The sequence below is a fragment of the Eisenbergiella porci genome (genome assembly GCF_009696275.1).
In the GTDB taxonomy this organism is placed as follows: domain Bacteria; phylum Bacillota; class Clostridia; order Lachnospirales; family Lachnospiraceae; genus Eisenbergiella; species Eisenbergiella porci.
The window spans coordinates 1-13,191 of record NZ_VUMI01000086.1 but is presented as its reverse complement, the minus strand read 5'-3'; the positions used below and the strand labels follow the sequence as shown (position 1 = coordinate 13,191).

Annotated in this window: 10 protein-coding genes and 4 pseudogenes; all 14 read right to left on the bottom strand. The window is 50.9% G+C overall.

Annotated elements, in window-relative coordinates; genetic code table 11:
- Positions 1-112 precede the first annotated feature (112 nt).
- Positions 113-2,275: pseudogene (locus FYJ45_RS27835) on the bottom strand (VirB4-like conjugal transfer ATPase, CD1110 family); the annotation flags it as partial.
- Entirely contained in the window at positions 2,220-2,687 is a 468-nt protein-coding gene (locus FYJ45_RS27830) for a PrgI family protein (protein ID WP_016147255.1), read from the bottom strand. The pseudogene FYJ45_RS27835 and the gene FYJ45_RS27830, both read right to left, overlap by 56 nt.
- Positions 2,688-2,703: 16 nt before the next feature.
- Positions 2,704-2,982 (bottom strand): annotated as a pseudogene (locus tag FYJ45_RS27825) (hypothetical protein); the annotation flags it as partial.
- Between the two features lie 99 nt (positions 2,983-3,081).
- Positions 3,082-4,914 (bottom strand): reverse transcriptase domain-containing protein, encoded by a 1,833-nt coding sequence (locus tag FYJ45_RS27820; protein WP_002586536.1) that lies wholly within the window; start codon positions 4,912-4,914, stop codon positions 3,082-3,084.
- Positions 4,915-5,522: 608 nt separating this feature from the next.
- A pseudogene (locus FYJ45_RS27815) lies at positions 5,523-6,161 on the bottom strand (VirB6/TrbL-like conjugal transfer protein, CD1112 family); the annotation flags it as partial.
- Positions 6,162-6,230: 69 nt separating this feature from the next.
- Positions 6,231-6,449, bottom strand: coding sequence for a Maff2 family mobile element protein (locus FYJ45_RS27810; RefSeq protein ID WP_003525154.1), 219 nt, complete (start codon positions 6,447-6,449; stop codon positions 6,231-6,233).
- Positions 6,450-6,668: 219 nt separating this feature from the next.
- Positions 6,669-8,546, bottom strand: a complete 1,878-nt coding sequence (locus FYJ45_RS27805; protein WP_154468235.1) for a VirD4-like conjugal transfer protein, CD1115 family — start codon at positions 8,544-8,546, stop codon at positions 6,669-6,671.
- A complete protein-coding gene (locus tag FYJ45_RS27800; protein ID WP_154468234.1) occupies positions 8,543-9,043 on the bottom strand; it encodes a PcfB family protein in 501 nt (166 codons plus the stop codon). Before FYJ45_RS27800 ends, FYJ45_RS27805 begins: the two co-directional genes overlap by 4 nt.
- A gap of 87 nt (positions 9,044-9,130) precedes the next feature.
- A complete protein-coding gene (locus tag FYJ45_RS27795; RefSeq protein ID WP_154468233.1) occupies positions 9,131-9,868 on the bottom strand; it encodes a BRO family protein in 738 nt (245 codons plus the stop codon).
- Between the two features lie 49 nt (positions 9,869-9,917).
- On the bottom strand, positions 9,918-10,796 hold the full coding sequence (locus tag FYJ45_RS27790; protein WP_154468232.1) for a DUF6017 domain-containing protein: 879 nt from the start codon (positions 10,794-10,796) through the stop codon (positions 9,918-9,920).
- 69 nt (positions 10,797-10,865) lie between these two features.
- Positions 10,866-11,057 carry a hypothetical protein gene (locus tag FYJ45_RS27785; RefSeq protein WP_441659983.1) on the bottom strand — a complete coding sequence of 64 codons (192 nt, stop codon included), beginning with the start codon at positions 11,055-11,057 and terminating at the stop codon, positions 10,866-10,868.
- Positions 11,058-11,083: 26 nt separating this feature from the next.
- A complete protein-coding gene (locus FYJ45_RS27780) occupies positions 11,084-11,359 on the bottom strand; it encodes a DUF5720 family protein (RefSeq protein ID WP_154468230.1) in 276 nt (91 codons plus the stop codon).
- 12 nt (positions 11,360-11,371) lie between these two features.
- The gene (locus FYJ45_RS27775) at positions 11,372-12,307 is read right to left on the bottom strand and encodes a ParB/RepB/Spo0J family partition protein (protein ID WP_154468229.1); all 936 of its coding nucleotides are present in this window, start codon (positions 12,305-12,307) and stop codon (positions 11,372-11,374) included.
- Positions 12,264-13,043: pseudogene (locus FYJ45_RS27770) on the bottom strand (ParA family protein); the annotation flags it as partial. The pseudogene FYJ45_RS27770 and the gene FYJ45_RS27775, both read right to left, overlap by 44 nt.
- Positions 13,044-13,191 lie beyond the last annotated feature (148 nt).

The following is a 13,191-nucleotide window of genomic DNA, read 5'->3' as shown; positions in this document are numbered from 1 at the left end:
AGTTGTTGCTCATCCCTGCCGAGATAAGCCCGACGCTTTTAGCATCACATGGCCATAAGTCTATGAAGTATTACCCTCATAGCGTGATGTTTGTGCGTCAACGTGTCGCACCAAAGATGTTCTCCACCTCGCGGCTGCTCAAAAGGTCTTTGACGTTCTGCGTGATACCGGTCGGGATGCCGCCCCATTTACGGAATCGCTTCCAGATTTCCACCGTATAAGCGGCGGTCTGTTCCTCTTTCAGCAGCAGGTGCATCTCGTCGATGTAGTAACGGGTGGACTTATGGGCGGCGCGGTTGATGGTGACGCGGTTCCACACCTGATCCTGCACCACCAGCATCCCGATTTTCTTCAGCTGCTTGCCCAGTTCCTTGATGTCATAACAGACAATGCGGTTGTTGATGTCCACATTGCTCTGGTGGTTGAACACATTGAGGGAGCCGGTCACATAGATTTCCAGTGCCGTGGCGATGTACTGCGCCTCTTTTTCCTCCTGCGCCCGCAAGAGGTTATACAGATCCTCCAGAATGGGCATATTCTCCGGGCGCGGGTCGTTCAGATAGTCCTGATAGACCAGCCGCACACAGCGGTCGATGATGGTTTTCTGCACCGGCTGCAAGCCCTCCTTGCCGCCCACGATCAGCTCGCACAAGCTGAGAATAAAGTCAGACTTGAGTGACAGCGGGCTTTCATCATCCGAATAGTCCAGATTCAGATCCATCGGATTGATATAGTTGGTTGAAGTAGGTGAGATCTTGATGACCTGCCCATGCAGACGCTTAACAAGAGGGGCGTACTCCGCTTCCGGGTCACAGATGATGACATCATCCGAAGTGAGCAGGAAACTGTTGGCGATCTCTCGCTTGGCGCTGAAGGACTTGCCGGAACCCGGCGTACCGAGAATCAGACCATTGGGATTTTTCAGCAGCTTTCTGTCCACCATGATGAGGTTGTTGGACAGAGCATTGATGCCATAGTACAGCGCTTCTTTGCCGTTCTGGAATAATTCCTGGGTGGTGAACGGCACAAAGATTGCCGTGGAACTGGTGGTCAGTCCGCGCTGAATCTCAATCTGGTTGATACCCAGGGGCAGGCAGCTCATCAGCCCTTCCTCCTGCTGGAAGTCCAGCCTTGTCAGCTGGCAGTTGTATTTCTGTGCGATACTGGATGCCTGGAACACATTGTTGTCCAGCTGGCGGGGATTATCTGCGGTGTTCAGCACCAGGAAGGTTACAAGGAACATTCGCTCGTTGCGGCTTTGCAAGTCCTGCAAGAGCTTTTTGGCCTCGACACCATAAGTGGCAAGGTCGGAAGGGATGATGTCCATGTCGTATCCTGCTCTGACCGCCTTTTTCTGTTCCTCGATTTTGGATTTATCCAGATCGGTGATTTTCCGCTTGACCGTCTTGATGGCCTTGATCTGATCCACCGACTGGATGTGCAGGCTGACGATCAGCGAGCTTTCCATGTCCAGAAAATCAGCCAGCATCCGGTCATTCAACTCTGGGGCCAAAATTTGTACGAAGCTGACGGCTCCGTACTTTTTACCCATGCGGAACTGCCTGCCGGTGCGGAACTCAAAGGAGCTGGGGGCGATAAAGTCCTTGGTGGACAGGCCGCTGGACGGGAGCCAATCCCACTCAAAACGGAACGGCAGCTGCTCATCCATGTGGAAGATACCATGCAGCTGGGAAAGTCGTGCTTTGCCGTCCAGCGTTTCCGCCGCCACACCCAGCCGCTTGAAGTTGTTGAGAATGTCGGTCTCAATGCGCTCCAAACGGGGCTTGGCCGCCTTGATGCTGTCCGCGTCAATGCCAAAGGTAAGATACTTGGTTTTGATGAGGCCGTTGTTGCCCTTTGCCAACTGGTTTTGCAGCATGGTCATGTACTCGATACGGATGCTGTCAAAATCGTCCCCCTGGAGAGGGATGTTGATGGCGCGGGCAAAGGTTCCCTCCGATGCTGCAAGGTTCAAAAAAGACAGCTCAAACTGAATCGAGCTGTCGAAGTAGTTGAGGAAATCGCACCAGCCCTCGAAGATCGCGGTTTTATCCTCGTTCTGTGAAAGCTGATAGTTGATGTCCTGAAATTGAATGGTTTTTGTGTAGTGACCGTCTGATACCCGGCAGATACCATCCGGCCACATCCGTTCATAAGGGATGCTGTCCTGCGCGGATTTTTCCTTTTTGTCCGTGCGGTTGGCGCGGGCAATGGCAGCTTCAATCTGCTTTCTGTCGGCGCGGGACAGCTTTTTCTTTGTTTTGACCGGCTGCACAGCTTTTTCCTCGTTTTTTCCGAACAGCTGGTGCAGCCAGTTTTTGATTGCCGTAAACAATGTGTGACACCTCCTCGTCGAGATTTGCCTGCCGCTGCAACACGGCATAGAAGTTATTGGTGCGGTAGGGGCGCTGCCTGGGGCGGATCACCGTGACGCGAATGATATTGCCCACAATCTTTTCCAACGGCTGGCCATGCTTTTCGTACATCGCCAGCAGGAAGAAGGGCAGCATCACGAACATCATGCACAGGGCTGCCGTACTGTTTCCGGCAGAGCCACGGAGCAGAAAGAACAGCGGTACGCCCAAAAGCGCCCCTCCGCCGAAGCAGACTAACTGCCGCTTGGTTAAGTTGAAAGCAACCTTGGTTTTGACTTTCGTCAGGTCTTTAGGTACAGGTACATAGGCCATAGAAACTCCCTCCTCCTTAATGAGCCTGGAATACAGCTTTTGCAAGGCTGCCGGTCTTAAAGAGCGTAAAACACAGTAAAACCGTATAGCCCACACAGCTCCAAATCGCCATAATCACATCTTCCTCCGTAGCGATGTCCTGTACCAGTACAGCATAAATCGCCACACAGACAATAATGAGAAATGCCTGGAATCCCAGCGCCAGCAGGGAGCGCAGATAGTTCTGGCCCATGCCGCCCCATTCCTTGCCCATCATGGCAGCCATGGGGATGGGCGCAACGGATGTCACAAGTAGGGTAAGAACCCGGCGCCTTGCCATATTGCTATGGTAGGTTTCCGAGAACTCCCCTCCGAACCGGACTTACACCTCTCAGCGTATCCGGCTCTCCAGATGTCAGTCTAATTTCCCAGCGTGTAACTTATCGTGACAGTAGACGCAGAGTGCCATTGTCTTGCGCTTACGCCCAATCATGGCGATTTCCCATTGTTTTCTGCCACTTAAATCTTTGAGTTTTCGTACATGGTGTATTTCAAGCGGCACATTTTCTGCGCCGCACCACTCGCATTGGTTCGCTTGCAGTCTTTTAATCAGGCTGTTGCGTCCATAATTCTCAACGGCTCGTGCTACTATATCGGGATTTCCGCTTTCTACTTTGGTATTCCGGCGGAAACCGTCATTGTAGAACAGCACTTTTCCCACCTTGCCGTTTTTCTTCGGATACTCCACAACAAAATCTTTCCCTTGACGGTACTTGCGGATAATTCTGCTGATTCGTGTCCGATATTTTCCAGCAAAGGTTTTGAGCATACTGTATCTCATTACATAGTAGAAGTTATTGAGTACAGACACGTTGTTTGCAAGTCGGTAGTAGTTATACAATCCACGAATTTCTGCGTTGTACTGGTTTAAGATTTCCAAATCGTCCAAGTGCAACAGGCGAGTGCGCCGGATAGGTTCCCAAACCTCTTTGTTTCCATTTTGTTTGTCGTATTTAATCTTGAGGGCATTGTAGGAGAACAGTCGTTTTACCCACTTATCATGGGGAACATAGAGCAAGACTTTTCCATTGTTTACCCGTCTGGTAGTCCCGGTTTTGGTCTTTTTGTTGTGTTCACCTTTGGCGATTGTGACCTCATATCCCAAGAACTTCGCAGAGTCATGTCCATGAGTAATCAGTGTCTTTTCCTCGGACATTTCCAGATGAAGTTTCTCCCGGATAAAGCAGCCTACATCTTGTTTAATCTGTTCTGCGTCCTCTTTACTGCCGATAACTCCGATTAAGAAATCATCGGCGTATCGGATATAGCAAAGTCTTTTATAGCTATCATCCATCTGGTCGCTATACGGCATAGCTTTCAGACTACGCCGCAGTTCCCGGATTTCTTCAATTAAGCCCTCTTTTTCTTCCTTGCTCATTTTAGAGAGATTTCTTTTAAGCCTTTCTTCTTTTCCCCGGCAGACATCCAGCTTCTTCTTGAACGCAGGATTGATTTTACGGCGGTTTCCGCAGTTGAATTTCTCTGCATACTCTGCCATATAACTGTCCAGTTCGTTCATGTAGATGTTTGCAAGGATTGGGCTGATGATGGAGCCTTGCGGAGTACCGGAATAAGTATTGTGATAATTCCAATCCTCCATATATCCGGCTTTCAAGAACTTCCAGAGCAGACCGATGAAATGTTCGTCTGCAATCCGCTTTCGCAAAATAGCAATCAGCACATGATGGTCTACGTTGTCAAAACAGCCCTTTATATCTCCCTCAACGAACCACTTTGTCCCCGTAAAATATTTCTGCACGTATTTGAGTGCCGTATGACAGCTTCTGTTTATACGGAAACCGTGGGAATAGTCGCTAAAGGTTGGCTCATAAATGCTCTCTAAGATGAGCCGCACCACCTCCTGTATCAGTTTATCGTCGAATGACGGTATCCCCAGAGGACGCATTTTCCCATTGGATTTCGGGATATACGTTCTCCTTGCCGGGTTAGGCTGATAACTGAAATCCCGCATCTTTTCAATGAGGGCGTTTATCCTTGCCATTCCCATTCCGTCAATGGTTTTGCCGTCTGTTCCGGCTGTCATGTTGCCTGGTTTCGCCTGTATCCGCTGATATGCCAGCAGATAGAATTGTGGATTGTACAGGTTGCGGTATAACCGCTCGTACTTGTAACTCTTGTTACACGCCTTGGATTTTAGGCTTTCCAACACATTTTCAGGACTTCTCATAATGCCTCACGCACCTTTCCTTTTTATGAATTGGTTGACATCCTGCCTCCCTTCGCCATGTAGACGGCTTTCCCGCCCTCGGACTATTACGGAGGCTCCGTTGCCATGCCGGATATTCAGCGTCATCTTTCTTGGGTTTTTACCCCTTGAAATTTATCGCCTTGCGGCATTACGCATAGCCGGATAATTCCGGCGTTCCAGTTTAGGCAATCTCCAGTTAGACACTTTGGGAAAAGCGTATTGTGATGTCGGTAGTGGGTTTTCGTCCTTTTCCGCTTACTGCGGCTGGCTGTCATAAGTATCGTGCGGTCTGTGTTTACCTGTCACATTCCGCTATGACATACGGCGAATACAACCATCCTGCGCCGCCGGGTCGAGTATCCCTCCTCGGACTGCCCTTAAAGCAGTTTAGCCTTGCTCCTCATTCACAATGTTGCGTCTTGCCGCTCAGTCGTGGGTAGATGGTTTTCCCAACTTGCGATTTTTCCGATACGCTATTGTCCCCCTTGTGGTTTCCCTCCGGGGTAAATCGGATGACGCTAAAGTGACGCTTTTCACGTCTTTGATACTTTTCTTTACCGGCTTGCTAAAGCCGGGTTCCCAAAATGCCCGCACACCGCCTTTGGATGAAAAGCGGCGCTTCTGGACGCGCGGTAAATTTCAATCATACGGCCATAAATCACGATGAAGATGCAGATATACAGCGCCCACATGGTAACGCCGATAAACATACTCTGGAACCAAAGCCCGAACAGCGGACCCAAATCCATTTCCATCAGCCGGGGTTCCATGTCCGTAAGGACAGAGGAAATATCAATGGCGGTATCCGAAGAAATGATGCCGGATGCCTGTGCCACCACACTCTGCGCCATATCGAACACGCCCATGACGATATTCCATGTATTCGTGACAAGGAGTATGGCTGTGGCTGACTTGAACACCCATTTGAAAATCATCCAGGTATCCACATCATGCAGGTTGTTTTTGTCGGTAATCATCTGGAGCAGTTCCAGCGTCATTACAATCGCCAGAATCACACCGGCGATGGGAACCATGATGGAGTTGGACAGATTCTCAATCATGCTGAAAATATTGCCATTCCATCCCTGTGGGGTCTGGCCTACCTGTACGGATATATCCGCGACCTGCTGATTTACACTGTCAAACATCCCCGAAAGGTTGCTCATAATGCCGCCTACCAGCATTTCTTTCAGCCAATTTGTCAGGGCTTCAAGTAAGAAATCCATACGGTGTCAACCTCCTTTCCGCCGCCCCCGCAAAGCTGCGGGAGCGGCAAGGATTTCATACGGAGACGCTTAGACAGAGAAAAGCCCGGAGAGCAGAGGTACAAGGACCATGCCTACCACGGCTACACCAGCACCGGCCATGAGCTGCTTCATGCCCTGTGATTTTGCACCAGGGTTGTCGTTTCCGTAACCTTCCAGCAGGTTGATGACGCCCCAGATACCAAGACCAGCACCGAGCGCGATAACGAGGGTCTGAAGAACGGTGATTGCCTGTTCAAAAAATGCCATATAGTTTGTTAGCCGGAATCTGATTAAAAAATAGGTTTGTCATGTTTCATAGGCATACAAAAGCCGGAACAATCTGCCGCCCGGTTTCCGGGGGCATGATTCCGGCTGTCCTCCTTTTTCATTATTTTTCTTGCGATTGTCCGCCTTGTACGCCAATGGCCTCAACAGAGGCAGGTGCGGCGAATAGATAAGATCACTCCTTTCTAAAGCGGAACGAAATTAAGTGCCCTTTGTGTCTACTTCATATACATCGCAGACCTCATTGGGCTTGAGTTTCAGCCTTGCGGACAGAAATGCTTCAATGTCAAAAGCGTTCTTGTCATCCGCGTCGGCAGTGTACTTGAAATTGGGGTGCTTGGTAATATCGTACTTATCCGAAAGGAAAGGACGCACACCGCGCAGCTGGAGGATGCACTTGCCGCCGTCCATAACGGCCAGTTCGTCCTGGCTCATCAGACTTTTCCCCAATTTTTGATAGTTGAGCGAGTGGGAGGTTTCCCGCCCACGGCTCTCACCGGTGTTGTAGGTGTCGATGGTCTCTTTCCCAAGTACAGCTTCCAGCTCCTTGAGTGTAGTCGGCTCCTTGCCGCCCAGGAAAATGGAGGTATCCATATTGCCGATGATGGTATCGGCGTTGTCCTTGTAGATGGCTTTCAGCTGGCTTTGCGCCTGCAAGACCAGACAGGCGGAGATCTCACGGCTTCGGATGGTAGCCACCAGCTTTTCCAGTTTGGGAATCTGTCCGATGTTGGCGCACTCGTCGATAAGGCAGCGCACATGAACCGGAAGCCTGCCGCCATACACATCATCGGCCTTTTCACAAAGCAGGTTGAATAACTGGGTGTAGCACATGGAAATGAGAAAGTTAAAACTGTCATCCGTATCACTCATAATGAGGAACAGAGCCGTTTTTCTGTCTCCCAGCGTATCCAGTTCCAACTCATCGTAGGATGTAACCTCGCGCAGCTCCGCAATATCAAATACGGCAAGACGCGCACCGCAGGAAATCAAAATCGACTTAGCGGTTTTGCCGGCGGCCAGCTTATATTTCTTATACTGGCGCACCGCAAAGTGATTTGGCTTCTCGGCTTCCAGTGCATCAAACATCAGGTCCACCGGGTTCTTGAACTCCTCGTCGTCCTCCCGGACTTCCATGGCGTTGATGAACTCGATGAGTGTGGCAAAGTTTTGTTCTTCCACCGGGGCTTCATAGTGGATATACCCGATAAGGGCGCAGTACAAAAGCGTTTCCGCCTTGACCCAGAAATCATCCCCGGCTTTGCCCTCGCCCTTCGTGTTCGCAATTAAAGTCGTAACCAGCTTCAAAATGTCCTTTTCGCTGTGCAGATAGGCAAAAGGATTGTAGTGCATGGACTTTTTGAAGTTGATGGTATTGAGAACCTTAATACGATACGGCTCATAGACCACTTTGCCGTTTTTGTCCTTTACGGTCTCATAGACCGGATTGCCGTGCCGGTCCTTTACCAGCTGATGATCCTTGCCCAGCTTGGGACGCATTTTCGGTGTACCGCGCTGGAGCATTTTGCCGCACTCCACCAGGATGGTGCCTTTGGGGTCTGTCACCACATAGGAACTGTGCATCTGCATCAGGTTCGGCTTTAGCCAGAACCGGGTCTTACCAGAACCGGAGCCGCCAATCACCAGTACATTTTTGTTTCTGGCAGTCTTGGGGTCCTTGGGGCGACTGTTCATGGTCAGGCTCTCCGTTTTCGTCAGAATCACATTGTTCTGAAATACAGGATCAACGTAAGGTGCAATATCCTCACGGGTTCCCCAGCGGGCCGAACCATATTCCAAACCATGTCGATATTTCTTGGCGTTCTTGCTTTTAAGATACACCGCCAGCCTCAGACCAACACCGCAGCACAGCCCTACCAACAAGTCCAATGGATGCAGGCTTGGCCAGAAACTTTGCAACGCCCCAGGCAGAACCGCAACCAGCGAAAGAAACTTTTCTGAAGCATCCGCCCCTTGTGCCATTCGCCATGCCTCTCCAAAATTGGTAGCAAACAGTCCCAGCAGGATATACGGCATATTCAGCAAAATGAGCTTTTTGATGTCCAATGTCTTTTTCATCGTTCCAGCTCCTTTCGCTTGGTGCGATCTACCACAGCATTTTTAACCATCTCTTTGAACTGGTTAAGTTTTGTCAGTACGGACGGGCGCTCTGTTTTCGTTGCCTTTTTGACCTTTTTGTTGGTGTACTCTGTAAAAGCTGCTGTCAGCGCATCCGCATCACGACCTTTGAAAAAGATCAGGTACTTGGGCGGGGAGCTGCTGCGGTCTTTCTTCACCGCATAATCCACACCGTATTTCCGGGCGATCTTCTCAAACTCCTTGATGGAGGGATCGGTGATCTCGATATTGGAAACGCCCTGGTTCTGACCAATGAGCTGCTTGACCGTCTGCTTACCCTGGGGCTTCACAGGCGCGTCCCGGCTTCTCTGCTTATTCAGCTTCTTTTCCTTGCGATGGGCAAGGTATTTACAAATGGCGGCCTTAAACAGCCGCCCGGTGAACTTTGTGCCGTTGACTACCAGCGTCAAAGTCCTGTTTTCCACTTCTTCCTGCATGGGATAACGCCTCCTTTCCACGGATTTTGCAGGGATGGTTCAAAAACTAAGGCGGTACCACCAGCCGCCGCAGAAGATACCGGGTCATCATATCATCAGCAGGATGCTGTCCCGCAGCTGGGCAAAATGCAGCTTGCCCTGGGGCGTTACCAGCGTATAGGAGCCGGTATGCCCGTGGTTGCAGTAGTCCTTAACGGTGAATAGGCCGTCGTTGGCAGGTTTTGCATAAGGCAGTACATTCCCGGATGGGGCGCGGTACACAAACCGCTGTTTCAGCAGGAAGCGGATAAACCGACGTTCCGGCACAACCAGTTCCTTGGCGGTGGTACGGAGATTGGTGCTGTGCTTGAGGTCGATAAACAGGTCATAAAAGGCTGCCTTGCCCTCCAGCATGGCGTTTTCCTCACGAAGTGCCGCATTTTTCTCGCGCTCGGCCAGCAGGTCGGAGCATAGCTTCATCATGGCTTCCGGGGAGGTAGCGATCTCCCACAGCTTTTCTCTGGTGATGTAGGCCCCATGCTTGCGGATAGAGGGCAGCACCTCATCGAACACCCAGCGTTCAAATCGTTCCGCAGAGGGCAGCTTGCTGTGAACGATCAGGCGGTACACATCGCCTTCGGGAATAAATTTCATTCGCTGAATACCGCCGTTAGAAGGGGTCGGTAAAACGCAGACCCCTTTGCAGTGGGCTGTGATGGCATCAGCGGTACGTTGGTATCCAAGTGCTTTCGCAATATCCTTTCCGCAAAACAATACCTTGTCGTCCTGCTCAAAAGTGCGGATACTGCCAAACTCCGGGTTTTTGAAAATTTCCATTTGGTTCATAGCGTAACCTCCTGTAAAAGTCGTTGTTGTGGGATGAAAAAAGACGGCCTTACCAGCCGCCTGCGTTCATATCGTGATTGACCTGTGAAGTGTAGTGGTTGCTGATGGTGGTGGGTGCGTTAAACAGCACCGTCAGCAGGTACTGCTTCATGTTGCGGACCTCGGTGGTGTTTTTCTGTAAGCTGTCCATGACAAACCGGATATGCTCGCTGTCCAGCTTCAAAAACCGGGAGCGCACCACCTCATGGGGGAAGTCGCTGCCTGCGATCCGGGTGGTTTTGCGTCTGGCACAGACGGTTTCCACCATCAGCTCCACAATCTCGTCCAGGTCCTCCCGATAGGTGGCAAACTCCCTGCACAGGTAGTCATACTCGATGTTCTCTAAAATCAATTCCCGATAATTTTCTATCTCGGAGACAGACATCGCATCCCTTCCTGTCCGTTCCGGCGGTCTTGCCGCCGCTGTTTCCCGGAAGGGAGTGGAATCGGTACTTGATCCATGAGTAATTGATTTTTGAGTATTTGATTTCTCTATATTTAATTCTGCGGGCTTTTCCGTATCCGGTTTCTCCATATCCGGGTTTCCCGTATCTGGTGAAGCCGTATCCGGCTGGGGCGTATCCGGGTTCTTCGGCTGTGGTTGCTCGTAGATAACATACTCGGTATCACTGATCCGACCCTGTTTGTCCCGCAGCTGATGACGGACAATGTACCCGGCAGCTTCCAGCTCCCGCAGCGCACCGCCGATTGCGTCCACGCCCTCTTTGCAGATGGCGGCAAGCCCTCTGGTGGTATAGTTCCAGTCCTCCGGTAAGGACAGCATCATGGAAAGCAGCCCCTTGGCTTTCAGGGACAGCTTTCCGTTGCGTAAATGGTGATTGCTCATTACGGTATAATCTCTGGTTCGTTCAATGCGAAATACGGCCATTGACCTCACTCCTTCCAAATTTCTCAGGGTATGAAAAAAGCCACAATCCTGTAAAAAGAATTGTGGCAGTCAGCAGTTTTGTTCACTTTTTCTGCGCCGGTAGGGGCGCTTGGGAATGGGCGGTTTATCCAACAGGTCATCTCCCTGAGAGAATGGCAGAGTTTGCAGAACACAGTCAATCTCCATAGATTCCATATCATGCTGGGAATGGCAATCCTCCCGGATTGCTTCCCGGATTTCCTTTACAGTACACATTTCAATCCTTTCCTTTCGCAGTAATGATTTGTTTATGAGTGGCGGCGGCGCTTGTCCGGCTTAAAATCGAGGATATGTCCCTCAATCACACGGGCATACCGCTTGATTTTGATTTCCCGATGCTGCTGGCTTTGCAGGGCAGCCTGATACCCGTCCTCGGTCAAAAACAGCCGCATTTCATCACCGGGACTGCCGTAGGCACAGGAACGCAGGACAGAAAACTCAATCATCCGGCGGGTGTTGTCCTGAAAACGCTCCACGGCAAGAATGTTGTGTCCTTTCAGCTCACGGGCTGAAATATCTCTCATAGGCAGCTCCTTTCATCGTTCCTGGTCTCTCTGACGCTTTCTTTGCCACTGTTCCAACAGCTTGATAATGGTTTCCTGCATCCTTGCCGGAGTATAGCTCTTGGGAAAATACTTCCGCAGGGTGTCTGAGGTGAATGTCACCTTGTCCAGATCGCTTTTCTTTTCCTCGCCCATAATGGCCCGCATCACATCAATGGATAAATGCCCCTCTTGGCTGAATTTCTTGAGCCGCTGGGCTTGGGAGAGAGAAGGGGTAGCTTGTTCGCTGTCCATCGCGTCCAAAAGCTGGGTCTGTTCCTCTTTTTTCAGGAACGACAGCTCATACGCCGGATTGAGAGCGATTTTTCGCTCATCCACCATATCTAACAGCTCAGGAATCAGCTCCGTCAGACGAATAAAGCGTTGAATTTGATTTTTACTTTGCCCGACTTGTTCAGCCAAAATGTCTCTGGATTTCTTTCCGTCTGACTTGTGCCCAACTTGGGCACAAGTCAAATCTCTGCGCTCGCCTTGATGCTTCATGGCATCCAGCTTCATCTTATAAGCAAAGGCCCTCTCGCTGGGGAGCAGGCTTTCACGCTGCAAGTTGCTGTCCACCATAATGATGGTGGCGGCATCGTCGTCCAAATCCCGGACAATGACCGGCATGGTCTCTTTCTCAGCCAGTTCGCTGGCTCTGTGCCGCCTGTGTCCGGCTACTAATTCATAGCCGCCCTCCGGGTCAGGTCTTGCAATCGCCGGAACCAGCACACCATACTGCCGGATACTGTCCGCAGTTTCCATCATGGATTCATCATCCTTGACTTTGAACGGATGGTTCTTAAAAGGGTGCAGCTCAGACAAGGGAATTTCCAGCACCCGTTCCCGCTGTGCATCGGCACGGCTTTCCTCGGTGGAAAACAGGTCATCTACCGATGCCAGCTCTACTTTTTTCGCGCTGCTTTTCAAGTTTTGTCACCTCCTGCGTCAGATTTTTGTAGCTTTCAGCCACCTTGCCGCCGGGGTCATGGGCAAAAATGCTCTTGCCCTCGGCGCTGATTTCCTTCGCCCGGACAGAATGGGGAATTTCCGTGCCGAACACCTTGATTTTGCTGCCGTAGGTTTCCCGCAGCAGGGCGGCGATCTCCTTGGCAAAGTTAGTGCGGTTGTCCACCATCGTCAGCAATATGCCGTCGATTTGGAGTTTGGGATTGATTTGCCGCTTCACCTTATTGACCGTCTGGAGCAGCTGTTCCAGGCCCTTGGCGGGCAGATACTCCGCCTGGACGGGGATTATGACCCTGTTGGCGGCTGCCAGGGCATTGACCGTGAGCATACCCAGGGAGGGCTGACAGTCAATCAGGATATGGGAATACTGTCCCTTGAGCGTGTCCAGATACTGCCGCAGGATAGTCTCTCGGCTCATGGCATTCACCAGAGAGACCTCCATACCAGAGAGCTGGATGTCAGCGGGCATCAGGTCAACGCCTTCCGGGTGGTGCAGGATACCCTCTCCGGGGCGTAGCGGCTCGTCCATCAGGATACGGCCCATCGCGTCGGACAGGGTAAAGGGCAGCTTGTCCGGCTGGGGGTGGCCCAGGCTGATGGTCAGGCTGCCTTGCGGGTCCCCGTCGATCAGCAGCACTTTTTTCCCGGCCTGCGCCAGCCCAATTCCCAGGTTCGCGCAGGTGGTCGTTTTGCCAACGTTATGCGAAGCTTCGCATAACGTTGGTTATGAAAAGCTACACATTATGCAAAGTAGGCGATAGAAAACCTTATAAATAAAGGATTCTTTGGTTGATTTACTTTTCATAATCCATCACGATTTAAGTGTATTTTTATCAAAGCACTTA

Excerpts from the sequence above, each read along its gene's own strand:
- FYJ45_RS27830 (WP_016147255.1), bottom strand. The coding sequence starts at position 2,687 with ATGGCCTATGTACCTGTACCTAAAGACCTGACGAAAGTCAAAACCAAG.
- FYJ45_RS27820 (WP_002586536.1), bottom strand. The coding sequence starts at position 4,914 with ATGAGAAGTCCTGAAAATGTGTTGGAAAGCCTAAAATCCAAGGCGTGT.
- FYJ45_RS27810 (WP_003525154.1), bottom strand. The coding sequence starts at position 6,449 with ATGGCATTTTTTGAACAGGCAATCACCGTTCTTCAGACCCTCGTTATC.
- FYJ45_RS27805 (WP_154468235.1), bottom strand. The coding sequence starts at position 8,546 with ATGAAAAAGACATTGGACATCAAAAAGCTCATTTTGCTGAATATGCCG.
- FYJ45_RS27800 (WP_154468234.1), bottom strand. The coding sequence starts at position 9,043 with ATGCAGGAAGAAGTGGAAAACAGGACTTTGACGCTGGTAGTCAACGGC.
- FYJ45_RS27795 (WP_154468233.1), bottom strand. The coding sequence starts at position 9,868 with ATGAACCAAATGGAAATTTTCAAAAACCCGGAGTTTGGCAGTATCCGC.
- FYJ45_RS27790 (WP_154468232.1), bottom strand. The coding sequence starts at position 10,796 with ATGGCCGTATTTCGCATTGAACGAACCAGAGATTATACCGTAATGAGC.
- FYJ45_RS27780 (WP_154468230.1), bottom strand. The coding sequence starts at position 11,359 with ATGAGAGATATTTCAGCCCGTGAGCTGAAAGGACACAACATTCTTGCC.